The organism is Pseudoalteromonas sp. BMB, assembly GCF_001709235.1.
GTDB lineage: Bacteria > Pseudomonadota > Gammaproteobacteria > Enterobacterales > Alteromonadaceae > Pseudoalteromonas > Pseudoalteromonas maricaloris.
This window is the reverse complement of the sequence record NZ_MBQA01000193.1, coordinates 219,527-236,442: the sequence shown is the minus strand read 5'-3', so window position 1 is coordinate 236,442 and position 16,916 is coordinate 219,527. Positions and strand designations below refer to the sequence as shown.

At 42.0% G+C, this 16,916-nt stretch carries 15 protein-coding genes; 8 read left to right on the top strand and 7 right to left on the bottom strand.

Translation table 11 applies throughout. The features are described 5' to 3' along the window. Positions 1 to 168: 168 nt before the first annotated feature. The 3 genes from BB427_RS18950 to BB427_RS18940 all read left to right on the top strand — a co-directional run bounded on the left by BB427_RS18950 (position 169) and on the right by BB427_RS18940 (position 4,178). A complete protein-coding gene (locus tag BB427_RS18950) occupies positions 169 to 1,356 on the top strand; it encodes a sugar ABC transporter substrate-binding protein (protein WP_069022541.1) in 1,188 nt (395 codons plus the stop codon). Beyond that, positions 1,331 to 3,481 carry an ATP-binding protein gene (locus BB427_RS18945; RefSeq protein WP_069022539.1) on the top strand — a complete coding sequence of 717 codons (2,151 nt, stop codon included), beginning with the start codon at positions 1,331 to 1,333 and terminating at the stop codon, positions 3,479 to 3,481. The genes BB427_RS18950 and BB427_RS18945 overlap by 26 nt, the downstream gene beginning before the upstream one ends. A 253-nt stretch (positions 3,482 to 3,734) precedes the next feature. Beyond that, positions 3,735 to 4,178 (top strand): hypothetical protein, encoded by a 444-nt coding sequence (locus BB427_RS18940; RefSeq protein ID WP_045990087.1) that lies wholly within the window; start codon positions 3,735 to 3,737, stop codon positions 4,176 to 4,178. A gap of 239 nt (positions 4,179 to 4,417) precedes the next feature. Here BB427_RS18940 and BB427_RS18935 read toward each other — a convergent pair whose 3' ends face one another. After that, a complete protein-coding gene (locus tag BB427_RS18935; RefSeq protein ID WP_039497861.1) occupies positions 4,418 to 4,846 on the bottom strand; it encodes an organic hydroperoxide resistance protein in 429 nt (142 codons plus the stop codon). 188 nt (positions 4,847 to 5,034) lie between these two features. Here BB427_RS18935 and BB427_RS18930 point away from each other — a divergent pair, with 188 nt between their 5' ends. Beyond that, positions 5,035 to 5,466 (top strand): MarR family winged helix-turn-helix transcriptional regulator, encoded by a 432-nt coding sequence (locus tag BB427_RS18930; protein WP_069022537.1) that lies wholly within the window; start codon positions 5,035 to 5,037, stop codon positions 5,464 to 5,466. A 19-nt stretch (positions 5,467 to 5,485) separates the two neighbouring features. Here the strand turns inward: BB427_RS18930 and BB427_RS18925 are convergent, their stop codons facing one another. After that, on the bottom strand, positions 5,486 to 6,376 hold the full coding sequence (locus BB427_RS18925; protein WP_069022535.1) for a LysR family transcriptional regulator: 891 nt from the start codon (positions 6,374 to 6,376) through the stop codon (positions 5,486 to 5,488). A gap of 107 nt (positions 6,377 to 6,483) precedes the next feature. Here BB427_RS18925 and BB427_RS18920 point away from each other — a divergent pair, with 107 nt between their 5' ends. Together BB427_RS18920 and sbcB are read left to right on the top strand one after the other, a co-directional pair. Next, positions 6,484 to 7,686 carry an MFS transporter gene (locus BB427_RS18920; protein WP_069022533.1) on the top strand — a complete coding sequence of 401 codons (1,203 nt, stop codon included), beginning with the start codon at positions 6,484 to 6,486 and terminating at the stop codon, positions 7,684 to 7,686. A gap of 317 nt (positions 7,687 to 8,003) precedes the next feature. Then, positions 8,004 to 9,473 carry an exodeoxyribonuclease I gene (gene sbcB / locus BB427_RS18915; protein WP_069022531.1) on the top strand — a complete coding sequence of 490 codons (1,470 nt, stop codon included), beginning with the start codon at positions 8,004 to 8,006 and terminating at the stop codon, positions 9,471 to 9,473. Between the two features lie 153 nt (positions 9,474 to 9,626). Here the strand turns inward: sbcB and BB427_RS18910 are convergent, their stop codons facing one another. From BB427_RS18910 to BB427_RS18895, 4 genes are all read right to left on the bottom strand, one after another. Then, positions 9,627 to 10,856 (bottom strand): lipoprotein-releasing ABC transporter permease subunit, encoded by a 1,230-nt coding sequence (locus BB427_RS18910; protein WP_069022528.1) that lies wholly within the window; start codon positions 10,854 to 10,856, stop codon positions 9,627 to 9,629. Then, complete coding sequence (gene lolD, locus BB427_RS18905) at positions 10,849 to 11,538, bottom strand: lipoprotein-releasing ABC transporter ATP-binding protein LolD (protein WP_045990679.1); 690 nt, start codon at positions 11,536 to 11,538, stop codon at positions 10,849 to 10,851. The genes BB427_RS18910 and lolD overlap by 8 nt, the downstream gene beginning before the upstream one ends. After that, complete coding sequence (locus BB427_RS18900) at positions 11,531 to 12,730, bottom strand: lipoprotein-releasing ABC transporter permease subunit (protein ID WP_069022526.1); 1,200 nt, start codon at positions 12,728 to 12,730, stop codon at positions 11,531 to 11,533. The genes lolD and BB427_RS18900 overlap by 8 nt, the downstream gene beginning before the upstream one ends. A gap of 158 nt (positions 12,731 to 12,888) precedes the next feature. Beyond that, positions 12,889 to 13,368, bottom strand: a complete 480-nt coding sequence (locus BB427_RS18895; RefSeq protein WP_069022524.1) for an Lrp/AsnC family transcriptional regulator — start codon at positions 13,366 to 13,368, stop codon at positions 12,889 to 12,891. Between the two features lie 114 nt (positions 13,369 to 13,482). Between BB427_RS18895 and BB427_RS18890 the strand changes: the two genes are divergently transcribed. Beyond that, a complete protein-coding gene (locus BB427_RS18890; protein WP_069022522.1) occupies positions 13,483 to 14,400 on the top strand; it encodes a DMT family transporter in 918 nt (305 codons plus the stop codon). Positions 14,401 to 14,578: 178 nt separating this feature from the next. Here the strand turns inward: BB427_RS18890 and BB427_RS18885 are convergent, their stop codons facing one another. After that, positions 14,579 to 14,893, bottom strand: coding sequence for a hypothetical protein (locus BB427_RS18885; protein WP_010604891.1), 315 nt, complete (start codon positions 14,891 to 14,893; stop codon positions 14,579 to 14,581). Positions 14,894 to 15,611: 718 nt separating this feature from the next. On the opposite strand from BB427_RS18885, the gene dapE reads away from it, so the two are divergent. Next, positions 15,612 to 16,916: a succinyl-diaminopimelate desuccinylase gene (gene dapE, locus BB427_RS18880; RefSeq protein WP_069022520.1), complete on the top strand. Its 1,305-nt coding sequence runs from the start codon at positions 15,612 to 15,614 to the stop codon at positions 16,914 to 16,916.

Here is a 16,916-nt window from a genome sequence, read left to right as displayed (position 1 = left end):
AAATAGAATTGAATTGCCTGGTAAATTGGATTTGTCATTCTGAAAATAATTTAAAACAGAAAAATTTGGTCTACAATAACAAGCACATCCGATTAGTTTTATGTAAGAACCGCCCCATGCCGAGCAACATTAACATGCCTTTTAGGCTCGTAAAGGAAGCGTATTGATATGCTGGGTAAAACGCTTTGCTTGGTGTTCATGTTACTTCTTCTGGTTTATAGCCCTATACATGCACGTGCAAGTGAACCGCCAGAGATAGATGTCGCGGTAGGACTTGAAAACTTTGATTTTCAGCCATTATTTGAAGAATTTAGTGCAAAAACGGGTATTAAAGTTAATATTCTTGCTTTTAACAACAATCAGTTGAAAAGCGAGTTATTGTTGTATGCAGATGCCCTGCAGTTACCGGATGCCGTGATTATTCCCAGCGATTATATGGGGTTGTCGGAACTGCAATTTTCTCAGGTGCCAGAGTCTTGGTTAAGCAAAAAGCTCACACAAAAAGTCATTGAGAACAGTAAAGTCAATGGTGAGCTTAAGGGCGTACCAATTATGTATGGCAACCATCTTGTACTCTATTACAACCGTGCACTTGTGCCACACCCTATTACCGATTTACAAACCTACGCACAGCATGCAGTTGCAGACAAACCTACGCTCGGCTGGAATTTTTATGAAATGTATTGGTTTGTGACCTTTGCGAACGCGCTTCAGCCTAATCTCATCCAGGCAGGCGTACCACAGCTTGACACCAAAGCGATGCGCCTCGCAATTTCCAATTATCAATCACTTCTCAACAGCGGCATCATAGACGCTGACTGTGTTTATCAATGCTTAATGAATCGCTTTAAGACTGGCAAGCTCGATTACTTTGTGAATGGAATTTGGGCATATCGCCAACTTAAAGACAAGCTTAAAGACGACCTAGCTATCGCGCCTTTACCGAGGTGGGGGAATCATCAACTAATGTCTCTCGCATCGTCTCATGTACTGGCTTTTCCTGCCAATGGCATAGAATCTAAAAAAGGTCCACATCTAAAGCTGCTTGTTGACTTTATGCAAAGCCAGAAGGTACAAGATAAACTGTGGGATGAGCTCAATGCGCTGCCTGCAAACGGCGACAGCTTAGCTGGACTTACAAAACGCGGCGACGAAGCACTGTCTCAGCTGATTGCATCTCTGAATGAAACCTATCCACAACCGAATGAACCTATTATGGCCTATATTTGGGAAGCCATGTTAAAAGGACTAACACGCTATTTAGGTGGTGTGTATAGTGTCGAAGAAACGACGCAATATATGCAATTTATCGTCATAAAGTCGGGACAGAATGAAAGCAAATCGCAGCATCGTTGATGAAATAAAAAGAAAAATTACGGCATTATTCTCTCTCTTCCTCGTTGTACTGGTTGCGATGGTTGGTTTTTCTCTGATGCAACAAAAGGCAACCTTAGAGCAAGAAGACGTTAAACGCACTGGCGCAAGTCTTATCAGCGATTTTAAAGCGCAAGTCAATGAGCTTATCTATCAAGTTGCACCATTAAGTGAAGACCATATTTTATCTACCTTACCGAGCGATCTACTGTTTACTCAATACGCGGTTAAGGCGCTAACTAACTTAGTCGACAATACCGACATGGTGAAGTCTGCGTTTATCAACGATGGCTCCGTGTTTACCGTAGAGGGATATCCTTTTGATACCTTACGTTGGAACAACTCCGTATTTAGCGAGCATGCTAACAAGGTCCTCTCGCAACAGCGACGCACTTTAAGAATCGACAAACTGGTTGTTCCAATTGAAAGCATTGAAAAAAAACCGTCTGATCAGGCCAAGTTGTTTCTCGCTATTCCCCTTAGACAGAAATTATCATCGTTAATGCGTCCTTATAAATATACGGGTGTGCTTTTCCTTGAAGTCGATCTTGAACCATTTTTAGGTTCCAATCAGGAAAAAGGCTCTATCTGGCTCACCAGTCAAGAGCTTGTGCTTGAGGGAACACAGTCCTCTGATGCCACTGAAGGTGTCTACCGTAGTCCTATTTATTCACTAAAAGACGATTTTGTAGCACTTGATTTACAGCTACAACGAGAAGCCGAAGTATACAGTAACGACATTTTACGCGCAGTGTTATACATAGTGCTTATCGGGTTGATGCTAGTGGTATTACTTACCTGGTATTTACGCCGATTAGCAAAACGCTTGACCAATCCGATGCAAGCACTTGAACGCCATTGTGAACGACTGAAACGAGGACATTACGTTTCTGCAAAAAGCGATTTTGAATTTAGAGAATTAAGAACACTCCAAGTGACTCTTAACCAACTTGCGAAGCAAATCAAAGAGCAGATCAGCTCTCTTGAAAGTGAAAAAGTAAAAGCACAAAGTTCAGAGCGGGCAAAAAGTCACTTTTTGGCGAACATGAGCCACGAATTAAGAACGCCACTTAACGGTATTTATGGCGTATTTCAGTTGATGAAGCATCATAGAAATGCAGCAGACTCCAAAGAACTCATTGCGCAAGGCATGACGTCCACAGAAACATTACTTAGTTTACTCAATGATTTACTTGATTTCTCTAAAATTGAAGCTGGTGAATTAAAGATGGAATCAGCGACGGTGGATGTCAAAAGTATTGTCACTGAAGTAAAACAAGAGTTTGTCCATACTGCCAGTGCTAAGCAAATCGACCTGATTATTCATACTGAGGAACTCGCTAACCCCTATCGACTTGGTGATTCACTGCGTTTGAAGCAGATACTAAGGAATTTAATATCCAATGCCGTTAAATTTACCAGTGACGGCTCTGTAACCGTTATACTCCAAGATGGCGGTAAACATCTCTCCATCCGTGTAATAGATACGGGCGCCGGTATTTCCGAAGTCGCGCTAAAGAAGCTATTTAATCGTTTTCAACAGGCAGACTCATCTACCACCAGAAAGTATGGAGGAACCGGTCTTGGACTTGCAATTGTAAAACAACTCGCCGAGTTAATGGACGGCCGTGTTACGGTGACAAGTAAAGAAGGTATTGGTAGTGAGTTCACAGTTGAACTCGTACTCGATATTTGCGACGCACCAGAACAATCTATCATGCAAGACTTGCAAGCTATACCCGCCTTGAAGGATAAAAACCTGCTACTTGCTGAAGACAATCCCCTTAATCAAAAAATATTTAGTGCCATGATTAAACCAACTGAAGCGAATCTTGTCATAGCTCAGGATGGTGAAGAAGCGATTGAGCTTTATCACGAATTGAAACCTGATATCTTTTTTGTAGATATTCAGATGCCAAAAAAAGATGGCCTAAAAGTATGTTCAGAAGTCAGAGAACAAGATAAAACAACCCCGCTGGTTGCCGTCACAGCCAACGTGATGTCGGGAGATTTAGAAAATTATCAGCAACTTGGATTTGATAATTGCGTCGCAAAACCGATAGATATGAAAAAACTTTATGAAGTGATAAATACGATTGTGAGTTAACGGTCAATTTCGTCCCATTTTATGTGGCTAGATGTAATAAGCTAAATTGAAGAAAGTTCACTTAAGTTACAATTGAATAACATCGTAAAATTCTTATAATCCTTGTCTGAAATTAGAAAGCGCAGACATTCACCTCAGGTAAACTTCTTCTAGTGCAACATTCAATTAGCATTCAAGTCTTTATACCATCAGCATTTTTACCTGCACTATTGCATGGTTTCATCGAATTGTAATTTCATAGGAGTCAAAAGGAATGACAACCATCGTCTATAACGCAAAAACAGCAGAAATAGCCTGTGATAGTAGAACCACTACCGACAAGATCATCGTTACCGATAACGCTCAAAAGTGGTTTGATTATCACGGCTGGAGAGTGTTTTGCACTGGCCAGACATGCGATATATACAATTTGCAGCACAATTTTTCAAATAATCAGTTTGATACGATTGAGAGTTTGGAATTCATTAAATATCACCCCAAAAAAGGCGTATGGTATGGCTGTGTAAAAAGGGGCACCTGTAAATCTGAACCCTTAGCGCAATCTTATGCCATCGGCTCTGGCCAACAAGCGGCAATGTTTGGTTTACTCAATGGTTATAATACGGTGGAAATCGTTGAGCAAGTTAAACGTGTTGATTTTAGAACGGGCGGTGATATTCATTGCTTTAATGTCACCGACCCGTTAGAAAACACATAAGCCAGCGTCAAAATACGCTGGCTCTAACTCACTTAAGTTAGTTAACCTGAGCTTCGGATAATTAATGCCTTTCTAGCAGCCAGTTTTAACGCTAACTGCGTTGAATTCACTTCCAATAGCCAGCTATTGGTACGTAAATTCGCCTTGTTATCCTCAAAACTCTCTGGCTAGGTAAGAAGATAGTTTAAGGTGATTAAAAACAGTTAGTTAGTTCATTCCTTATCCAAACCTCAGGTTAGTTAAATAACTGAAAGCTCAACCGCAATATTGCCACGAGTAGCATTTGAATATGGGCAAACTTCGTGAGCTTTTTCAACGAGTGACTGCGCCGTGTCTTTGTCTAAGTCGCCAACCGATACCGCCAATTTCACCGCTATCCCGAAGCCACCTTCAATTGGCCCAATAGACACTTCAGAGTTAATATGTGTGTCTTCTGGCAACTTGATCTTTGCTTTGCCTGCCACCAATTTTAATGCGCCAATAAAACACGCCGCATAACCTGCTGCAAACAATTGCTCTGGATTAGTCCCTTGCCCGTCATCACCACCTAAGCCTTTTGGCGTCGAAAGCGCAACATCAAGACGACCATCGTCAGATTTTGCCACACCTTCTCGACCACCTGTGGCAGTTGCTTTCGCCGTATATGCAATACTTTGTAGTTCTTTCATTTCGTTCTCCTAAGTTTGTGCTTGTAGAGTACTCACCTACACCCTAACGCAGCGAGGCTTTACTCTAGATGAAGTAAAATCAATTCAACATTTATTTTGCATGCAAAATAATAGATTCAATTTTTTAGAATTGCAAATATTTTGTGTGCAAATTAAAATATAGCTTAGCTACTTTGTAGGAATATGTGATGAACTACCCACAACTAAAACTAGACGCTCAAATCTGCCACCGCCTCTACATGGCTTCCAATGGTATTGCCCGCGCTTACCGAGCATCTTTACAAAAACTCGACCTAACCTACCCTCAATATGTGGTGATGATGGCACTTTGGGAGAAAGATGAAATCAGCATAGCTGAGTTACTAGAAAAAACCGCCATCGATGGCGGTGCTATGACGCAAATCTTAAAGAAAATGACTGACAAAGCCTTGCTCTCTATCGTTAAAGACGAAAAAGATAAGCGCAAACGAGTGGTAAAACTACAAAGTAAGGGTCATGATCTGCAACATCAAGCTGCCACCATTCCCGAGCAGATCCGTTGTAAGTTTCCAAGTATCGACGAGCAAAAAGAACAAGCACTTATTGAATTACTAGATTCGATCAATGATGATTTGGCTTAAAGTAGAGATCAATAGAGGGTCATTGTAGCGCGCGTTCTAAATGTGCCAGAAATGCTGATATTTTTTTGGCCAGATGTTTACGGCCAGCATAGAACGCATAAAGCACGAGGTCTTCCGGTTGCTGCTCTAACTCGATTGGTATCAGCGCGCCTGACTCGATTTCTGCTTTACAGGAGTTCAGTGGCAAGATAGCAAACCCAACCCCAGATAGCGCGGCAGACTTGGCTATAAACCCACTGTTTACTCTGAAGTTCGATTTAACATTCACCGTCGTTAATCTTCCTTCCTTGGTGGTAAATATCCAAGGCGTACCGTTTACGGCGGTAAGGGTTGAAATACAAGGAAGAGACTGTAAATCAGCTAATCTATACGGCGAAGTATGCTTTTCTAGCATGCTGGGAGCTGCCACCACAACGCTTGGTAATCGAGCCAGCTCTTTAACCACCCAATTGCTATCCTCAAGCTTGCCACGATGAAAGTAGAGCACAACATCATAGCCATCTAAGAGGTTTTCTCTCGGGCTCAGGCTAGTGTCACAACTTATGGAAATTAATGGATGCGCAGCGCAAAAGGTTACCACTGCTTGACCAAGAATGGGGATATCGGGCATCACTATACGCAAATGACCTATTGGCGTAGAGGCATGTTTATTGACTTCTTGCAACGCATCCGACAGCGAATCGATTAACGGCTTGGTACTCACATAAAGCTGCTCACCCGCCTCTGTCACTGAGATCCGTCTTGTCGTTCGTTCCAACAATCTTGCATCAAGCTTTTCTTCAAGTAGTGCGATGTGACGACTTACGTTAGAGGTCGGGATATCCAGAAACTCTGCCGCTTGTTTGAAGCTTAAGCATTCATAAACACAGTGGAAACTGTTAAGCCACTGAGGGTCAATCTGATCAATCATTTTATTAGCCCAAAATATGGGTTTATCAATTCAATAATAGACACTTTATTACCTAATCAAGGCTAATACAATCAAGACTTCTTTGTTTACATCAATTAAGGATGTCTATGTTTTCAGCTTCAATGACCACCTTAGCAAGCCCAAAAGCTAAATTTGGGTTATGTTTTGTCATCCACTTTTTAATCGCATTAGATGCATTAATCATCGTGCCCTTTAGTGCAGAAATGGCGCTAAGTTCAGGCACCAACCCATCAAATTCAGGACTACTCGTTTCAGCTTATGCAATTGCCGCTGCTTTCACTTGTTTATGGGTGCGTGGTACCGGCAACCTCTCAAATGAGAAATACAAGGTCTTTATTTTTCTGTCAGCAACCACATTGTTAACCTTGCTTACTTCAGCGCTCGAGAGTTTTTATATCCTGCTTTTCGTACGTGCATTAACTGGCATTTGTGGCGGCGCACTGGTAGTACTTAATCTCAACTTGGTGATCCAGCTAAGCCATGAAAACGACAAGAAAAAAGACACCGCGATACTGCTGAGTGCTTTTCCACTCGCCTTGGCAATTGGGATCCCTGCTCTATTATTTCTCACGGCAAATCAAGGCTGGCAGTTGGGGTTCATGATACTAGGAAGTGGCTTAGCCATTACAGCGCTATTATTTACATTTACATTCCTCTCAAACATAAAGCAAGCTTCGCAAGGCAGCGCTAGCAACCCAATGCCGAGCAACACATTTCATCCGACCAAAACCCTTAAATACGCTCTGTTCATCGCATTTTTTGTGGTGCTAAGTACATTTGCAATTTCAACTCAATTTCCGGTGATGCTAATTACCAACTTAAGCATCTCAAGCCCAATGCTAAGCGCATGCTATTTGTTAAGTGGTGTGTGTTCGTTTATTGCAATTCAGCTATACGCTCGACGTAAGCTAAACAATCACACAACCTCATACTTAATTTACTTTCTTAGTGGCTTGATGATATTAGCAGCCTTGTTTGGCTTTACGATAAGCTCAGTTGTTTTTGCAGCCGGACTGTTTACCCTGTTTGTGATTGCAAGCGCTACCCGTTCTATGATCTTAGTGACAGAACTCATAACCTCACTTCACGCAGAAGAGCGCAGTACCTTTATTAGTCTGCAAAATGCGATACAGCACTTTGCGATAGCCTCTGGCGGCACCATTGCAAGTTTGCTAGTCACGCCCCGCGAAAACCACACGCTTAATTTTAATGTCTTGATTGTTATCTCAACCCTATTGGTAGTTATAACGGTTGTTATGTGGAAAAACTTTCAAAGAAAGCGCTTTTAATCGCGATTTAGTGATTGATCAATAGATAATTGGGCTGCTTGATAAATCAATAAGTGATGTCGCTTCCCCAATTATCACTTTGCTCTGCTTTAATAACACAATCCGCCATGGTTACGCCTTACTCTAAGCGCACCTCTATGCGATAATGCCAATCTATCGTTAGTCATATGTATCCGCATAGCGGCAAACAGCTTAGTTATCACGGTATACACACTGGTGTGAAGTGATATACACATTAATATACACAGTTGTCATGCCATCACGACAAATATGATTAACCAAAACAAACAAAAACAGTAGAATAACTTTTTGATTTTATGACAAATACAAACCAATCAGATACACCAAATAATGCCCAGAACATCCCAACTATTTTCTGGCACGACTACGAGAGTTGGGGGGCGACGCCGCAAAAAGACAGGCCAAGCCAGTTTGCTGGGATCAGAACGGATCTGGATCTCAATATTATTGGTGAGCCACTGATTGAGTATTGTCAGCCTGCTCCAGATTATCTCCCGCATCCTCAAGCCTGTTTAGTTACTGGGATCACACCACAATTAGCACTAAAAAAAGGCCTGACCGAAGCCGAGTTTATGGCAAAAATCCACGCTGAATTTGCCAAACCACAAACCTGCGTTGCTGGATATAACAGTATTCGGTTTGATGATGAGCTAACCCGTTATAGCCTTTATCGTAACTTTTATGACCCCTATGAGCGTGAATGGCAAAATGGCAATAGCCGCTGGGACATCATAGATCTGGTAAGAGCCTGTTATGCACTTCGCCCAGAAGGAATTGAATGGCCAACCCGTGAAGATGGTAACCCTAGTTTTAAACTGGAACACTTAACCGTCGCCAATGGCATTGAGCACGGCGCCGCGCACGATGCATTGAGTGATGTTACCGCAACGATTGCGCTGGCAAAACTGATTAAAACCAAACAGCCAAAACTGTATGAGTTCTACTTTAATCACAGACATAAAAAAGCGGTGTCGAGCCTAATCGACGTTTTCAATATGCAGCCTTTAGTACACATTTCTTCTATGTTTCCAGCGCAACAAGGTTGCACCACTTGGATTGCCCCGATGAGTTTTCACCCGGTCAATAGCAATGCCGTGATCTGCTTTGACTTAACACAGTCGCCGGAGGTATTGAATGACCTTGACGTTGAGGCACTCAAACAACGGCTTTATACAAAACGCAGTGAATTGGGTGATGATGAGCTACCGGTTGGATTAAAACTAGTACATATCAATAAATGCCCGCTGGTTGCGCCAGCTAAGACCCTCTTGCCCGAAAACGCAGCAAGGCTTGGAATTGACCGCGAGCAATGCCTAGAAAACTTAAAGTATCTTAAAGCACGTCCAGAGCTAAGGGATAAGGTTGCAGAAGTCTTTAGCGATGAAAAGGGATTCGAGAAACCAAGTAATCCGGATTATCAACTCTACGATGGTTTCACTAGCAAAGCCGATAAAGCCAAATTTGCAATCATTCGCAATGCATCGCCCGAAGAGTTGGCAACCATTGAACTGGATTTTGAAGACAGTAAATTTAACACTTTGTTGTTTCGCTATCGAGCAAGAAACTGGCCGCAGTCTCTCTCACCTGTAGAACTTGATAAATGGCGTAAATACTGCCAAAACAAGTTGATGCATAATGAAGATAACCCTTCAATTTCAGCCGAAGATTTTATGCTGGAGCTTGAAAACTTAGTCGCAGAGAATGAAGGTAATGAGCGCAATATGCAGATCTTAAAAGCGCTTTACCATTACGCTCAGAGTTTGTAATTCGCAGGTTTTCGGCCTATGGGTGTCGGCCCGTTGGAGATCGGCCTAGTCGACCTAAAGGCCGACCTACGGTGTGTGTCATGGAAAATGAGATAAGACCATGCAATGATAAATGGGCATATCGGCCTAAAGGCCGACCTACGGTTTTAGGTGTTACCCATTTCCCAGTACTTTGGCAGGATCCGTTTTGGTGGCTTGCCAAGCGGGATATAAGCTTGCGACGACTGCCATAACAAAAGTCGTGACTAAACTGATATAAATGTCTGTCCAAATAATTTTGCTCGGTAAGTATTCAATAAAGTAGACGCCTTCAAGCGGATTGCTATCGCTCATATTGATCCAGGCTTTAAAAATATCGGGAATATTAATAGCAATAAAAATGCCGATCCCAGTGCCCAGCAGTGCACCAATCCCTGCATACGTCACACCTTGTAGCGCAAAAGTCGAAAAAATCGTACTGTCCTGTGCGCCCATGGTCTTCAAAATGGCGATATCCGCCCGCTTTTCTTTTACTTCCATCACCATAGAAGAAACGATATTAAAGCTCGCTACAGCGATTATCAGAAATACCACGAGATAGACGATAGTGCGCACCATCTGAATATCTTGATACAGTCCGCCTTGCGTACGAAACCAAGACGATACGTACACTAAATCAGGTAATGCCCTACCTCCTGATGTCGCAATTTGCTGTGCCTGAAACACATCACTCACCTTGGCACGCAAGTCCGTTACTTGGTCTTCTCTAAAGTCCATCGCTTCTTGCAGTGCATTAAGCGGCACTAACGCTAATGTTTGGTCAAGTGGCCCACCCATATCGATAAGTCCCACCACCGTCGCCGTTAATCGCTTTGGTGCAGCGAGTGGATTATCCGAATGTTTGTTAGCAACCAAGAGTTGAATATTATCGCCAGCCACGACACCAAGCTTGTCAGCTATCCCTTTGCCGATGATCACTTCACCCGGTTTTAATGCTTTTAGTTCCGCACCTTTTATAAAATCACCTATGCTCGACACCGTATGATGCCTATTCGGTGCAATCCCTTTTAACTGCGCCGCTTTTAAGGTGCCTTTGTATTGCAGCATGGCTGTTAAGTTAATTTCAGCCGTCGCGCTTACGACGCCACGCTGATTCTCCAAGAGCTCTACTTTTTGCTGCCACGCTTGAATAGGGTCGTAAGGTGCTTGATAACTCACTTGCGGCACCACCGACAACAGCCGCTGCTCTAATTGTTCTTCAAAACCATTAATCACAGAAAGTGCGACTATCAATACTGCCATACCCAGCATTACACCAAGCGTAGAAGCACGGGTTAAAAAACCGATAAAGCCAAGCTGACGTTTAGACTCTCTAAAGCGTTTGCTTAAAAAATAACTAAGCATGCTGATACACACCTACTTTGCCATCGTCCAGTTGCACTGCACGACCAAGCTTATCTGCCAACTCTAAGTCGTGTGTTACAACAACAAAGCTGGTTTTTAGCTGTTGATTGAGTTCAGCCAGCAAGTCATAAATTCTCAGAGCATTATGCTTATCAAGATTGCCGGTTGGTTCATCAGCTAGCACCAAATCAGGTTCTGTTACTAACGCTCTTGCAATCGCAACACGCTGTCTCTCCCCCCCAGAAAGCTCTGAAGGCTTATGATCAGCACGATGACTCAAGCCTACTTTATCAAGCATGAGTAATGCTTTTTCTCGGGCTTGTTTTGCTTTATTACCGGCAATTAATAACGGCATCGCCACATTTTCAACCGCGCTAAACTCCATCAACAGATGATGAAACTGATAGATAAAACCCAAATGCTTATTTCTAAATTCCGCCTGCTTTTTACGTGAAAGCTTGCCAACTTCCACACCTTTAATTTTTACACTGCCAGTGGATGCTTTATCCAAGGTACCGAGAATATGCAGTAAAGTACTTTTACCTGAGCCCGAGCTACCCACAATCGCAAGCATCTCACCTTGGGTTACAGATAAATCAACGCCTTTTAATACCGTTACTTCGGCTTTACCATCTTGGTAGCTTTTGACCAAATCTTGGCAGTCAATGACTAAATCACTCATATCTTAATACCTCTGCTGGCAGCACACTCGACGCGCGTTTAGCTGGATACAAGGTTGCTAAAAAGCTTAGCAATATGCTGCCCACTGCCATAATCGTTAAATCTGTTAGTTCTATTTTGACCGGAAGTTCAGCGCCACCAAGCAACTGAAGGCCTGCGAGATGGAGCACCTCATTAATGTTGTTAGACAGCAATAATCCACCAGCAACACCAATGAGTGTGCCAAAAATGCCGTTATACATCCCTTGCGCCATAAACACTTTTGCTATCATTTGTGGTGTAAAGCCAAGCGTTTGCAAAATAGCCACTTCCCCTTGCTTTTCACTCACCATCATAGATAGCGCTGAAATGATATTAAATACAGCCACTATTACAATAAGACCTAGTAATAGCGACATAATGCGCTTTTCCATTGCAACGGCCGCAAACAATGTGCCTTGCTGAGTTTGCCAGTCCTGTGTCTCGAGCCCCTGCAACAAGCTGTCCGCTTGCTGATAAAAATCGGGTAGGCTAAAAGCATCATATAAATGAATGTTTAGGTCGTATTGCTCTGGCTTCTTGCGCATTAACCGCTGCAAGCTTTTCCCATCGGCAAATGCCAAATAAGTGTCAGCTTCGCTTTGGCCATCATATATGGCAGCTACGGTGAATAAGCGCTGCGTTGGCGTGCGACCAAGCGGTGTGTATGTGGTGAATTCAGGCATGATCACGCGAAGTTGTTGACCAACACTGACGCCTAGCTTATTGGCTAAATAGCGACTCAGCGCCACTTGGTATTTTTGCTCGTACAACCGAGTTAAACTGCCGGCGCGTACGGCGTCATCTAACGCTGTTTCATACCCTTGAAATAGCCCTTGAAGTTGCACGCCCACCAAATCTTGATTGGTTTGTAGAATTACGTCACTTGCAACATATGGCGAAACTTGCTTAACCAACGGATGATTTTCAATGGCTTGTAATTTATTTTGATCAAGTTGCTCATTTTCCTTAATTCGCACATGCGGGATCAAATCAAGCATGGCGGCTTTTAAGGTTTGCTCAAAGCCATTCATCACTGAGCTGACGGTGATCAAACTCATTAAGCCAAGGGCGATACCCGCAATTGAGAAAAATGAGATAAACGATATAAATGCATTGCCTTTCGCAGCACGGCTATATCTTAACCCAACAAAGAGGCTAACTGGTTGAAACATAATCTATCTCGTAAAAAACTGCTGCACGGATACTAACATACTCAAAACCAGATTGATGGCAGGATTGCTATAAAAAGTGTGACAAACTATAAATTTGTTGACGTTTAGCTGCGCATTGCTTATCCCGTCAAAACTTTACTGCTCGCCATACTTAACGATTACCTTTTGCGGATCTGATATGGCACGTTTCTACGTTTGACTATTGTTGATTTCACCACCGATGTGTGGGTATCACCTAGTGTCGAGACTTTATCCAAAATTTCGTCTAGCTTAGGCATACTCTCAAAACACAACCTCACATAAAAACAATCCTCTCCCGTCACTTTGTCACATTCAATCACTTCAGGAATGTTTTGGATCATCGCTTCAAGTTGTTTTAGTTTACCGGGATGCTGACGAATACGCACAATCGCTGTCAGCGGGTAATCAAAGCTTTCTGGGTCTAATTCAATACTGTATTTACTAATTACCCCATACTCTTCCATACGTTTCATGCGTTCATTCACACTCGGTGAAGACATATTCACTGCCCGGGCCATTTCAGCAACGGACACTCGGCTATTGTTTTCTAACAGCTTTATAAGCTTACTATCTATCGCATCAAGCGACCATTTTTCATTATTAATTAGTTTTCGCATTTTTGCCTTTCATTTTTAGGAAATTAGAAAAATTAGCCTTTTATTGTCTATTAGTAATACGGCAAACCCTAAGTAATATGCAAGTATAGAATTGAATATGACAAGGTGTGAACAATGTTTGGCTCAGATAAAGAGAAAGGTTCAATAGAGATGATAATAGCTATGGTGCTGTCCGGCACCATAGGATACTTTGTCGTCAGTGCAGAACAATCCTATTGGAATGTGGTATTTTTACGTTGTGTTATTGGCGCATTGTGCCTTCTTGGATACGTGCTTGTAACAAAGCAACTGACAAAAGAGGTGTTTAAAGGTCCCGTTTTTATGACCATCTTGCTCGGCGGTATCGCGCTGGTCGGAAACTGGGTGCTATTATTCGCCTCGTTTGACTATATTCCTTTTTCAATTTCAATCATCGCATACCATCTACAACCTTTGATGTTGGTATTATTAAGCGCGGTGCTTTATCGTCAGTATCCAAGTAAGGCAATCCTTTTATGGTTGGCCATCGCCGTGGTGGGATTATGGTTGGTTGTTGGGATCCCGTATCAAGAAATAGTCGCGGTGATTTTTGCACAAGAGAGTAACCAAGCCGTTTTTGGTCTGCTACTAGCACTTGGAGCTGCATTTCTGTATACCATTACAACGCTGATGACGAAAAAGGTAAGCCAAGTGCCATCCGGTGTAGTTGCTGTGATCCAAATCTTTTTTGGTGGCTTATTTTTGTTACCTTGGGTTGATTTTGCACACTTCCCAGAGACTTCATCGAGCTGGGGTAATATCTTATTCTTAGGCGTCGTCAACACAGGGTTTATGTATGTGATCATGTATGATGCGTTTCAACGCTTAAGCACCACATTAATTGCTATTCTTTCTTTTATTTATCCGGTCGTGGCGCTGTTGGTAGATTTTATTGCATTCGAGCACACGATTTCGATGCTACAAACGCTTGGGATTGTTTTAATCTTAACAGCCGTCAGCGCTGTAAAGTTCGATTGGAAGTTAGGCAAGTTATTTAACCTGAGGTTTGGATAAGGAGTGTTCCAACTCATTGTTGTTAAAGCACAACTTAGTTTTTCCTTGTCCCGCAGCTCAGGTTATTTAGCACGCCAAAGCAAAAAGTCAGTTAATTTAGCTAATTTGAACTTAAAGGAAATAGCGTGATAAAAGCAGAGTAAAGTGCAAGTACTTTGCTCTGCTGCTGTTGACTAGCTTACTGCTCTAGGTAACAAATAACCGCTGCTTGCTTAGGGTTGCTTTGTGTATCTTCAATCAGATAGCTCGCTTTTTTACTGTTTTGGCATAAACACATGTCGTAATGACTGATCATGTAAGCATTACCTACAGCATCTTCATCCGTTTTTTGAATGCTACAGGTAGGCTCTCTCCAAATTGGATCCCAGCCGCTTTGGCCAATAGCAACAATTTTAATGTTTTGTTGAGTAACGAGTGCTTTCGCCTCTTCTACTTCTTGAGCAGATACAGACAATGCAGTGAATGCAACGAGTGCGGTGATTAGCTTTTTCATTTTTCATCCTTAATTTAAGTCAGCGCTATAGATAAAAAACAGCAAAATACTGTAACAGAAATCAAAATATTGAATAAAAACTCTATAGCGCCTGCTATTTTATTCATTAAATATGACAACTCAAGAATAAATTTATAAAAACAATTTCAACATTAAAGTCTCATCAAGAAAACTCACCTTAATACGTCAAGGCACATACTTTGGCTCTCTTCTCATTTAGATTAAATAAACATATTAGACGCAAGTTAAATAACAAAAAGAAATAAGTGAAATTAATTTCATTTATCTTAATAGCGCACTTTACACAACAAACTCGCACAGTTTAAAAATTCACAATTCCATTAACCTAAACACCATGATTTTCTTAATTCCGAATAACACAAGACATAACTCAAACAATAAAAATCCAACACTGATTATTAAGAGAAATTATTTTTCATACATTCAGAATATTAGTACATAGAGCATTTACACCAAAATTAATTCAATAAAACTCAAATATCAAAATTAGACAAACAGCATTAAAAATAACAAACTTTATTACTTCATAAAAAACAACAATGAAATTATTTAGGTTAATTTAGTCAAAATAAAATCATTAGCATCAAAATAATTTCAATGTTTGAATACGCAACTTGTGAACAGGGTGTAATTAAAATGTGTACAGCATCACTTTTAATTGCCTATTTATCATACTTCTGCATTAAGGTTTTTTGAGATGAATGGCTTTTCTTCAAACACTTGTTACGAACTTGTCTCTGAAGCGCTAGAGGATATCGAGGCTCTACATGAGGAGTTTCAAGGTGTTGAAGAGGATGAACATGCCAGCCACCGCGTTGTTGACATTGCACGGCAGTTAGTCGCATTCAAATCAATCACGCCGGATGATGTTGGGTGCCAACTGTGGTTAGCACAAGAGCTGCGGACTTTGGGCTTTTCAATCAAGCACTTGCCTGTTCGTGATGTGAGTAACTTAGTAGCAAGTATAGGTAACAATAGTGACGCTAGGTTTGCTTTTCTTGGTCATACCGATGTAGTACCAGCCGGAAGTGCACAAGATTGGCAGTTTAACCCTTTTAAGCTGACAGAACACAATGGCTGCCTCTTCGCTAGAGGTATTGTTGATATGAAAGGCGCTATTGCCGCCTTTTTCTGTGCAATTGAGGCTCTAGTGACAGAATTTGGAGTACCGGAAAAAGAGCTTTGGTTGCTACTCACCAGCGACGAGGAAGGCGAAGCGGAACACGGAACCAAGCGGATCGCTCATTTTTTAAAACAGCAGCGTATTGCATTTGATTTTACCTTGGTCGGAGAGCCAAGCTCAGAAGCGTATGTAGCAGACACACTGAAAGTCGGTCGTCGTGGCGCTTTGTCTTTTACCGTCAATTTACATGGTAAAAGTGGACATGTGGCTTACCCTCAAAAAGCGACCAATGCCATCCATTTGGCGCAAAATATTATGCAAGCACTATTGTCGCAGGATTGGCCAAAGCACTGTGATAACTTTGACTCGACCACGCTGCAATTCACCCATGTAAATTCAGGAAATTTTGTCGACAACATCATTCCAAGCCAATGTCAGCTAAATTTTAATATCCGTTATACACCCGCATACGACGAATATGAATTGGTCGAGCTGGTAAGAGAAACCATCGAAGAACATACGCTCAATTATGCATTAACGACCAATAACTCCTGTAAACCCTATTACTGCGTAAATAATGATGAGATCCCTTCTCCCTCCCTCGCTATCGTCTGCGATGAAATCAACAGTCAATGTCATTTCACACCAAAACTATCGACCGCAGGGGGAACGTCGGATGGCCGCTTTATTGCTGAAATATCGACCTCAGTACTAGAACTCGGACTGGTGAACAAAACCATTCATCAGATAGATGAACACACAACAACATCCGACTTAATCCAGCTTCAACAGCTTTACTACGGCATCTATAAACGCCTGCTCTACCCTACGCTTCATGTTCACTCAACCGCTCAAGATGAACTGCTGCAACTTCGCTAA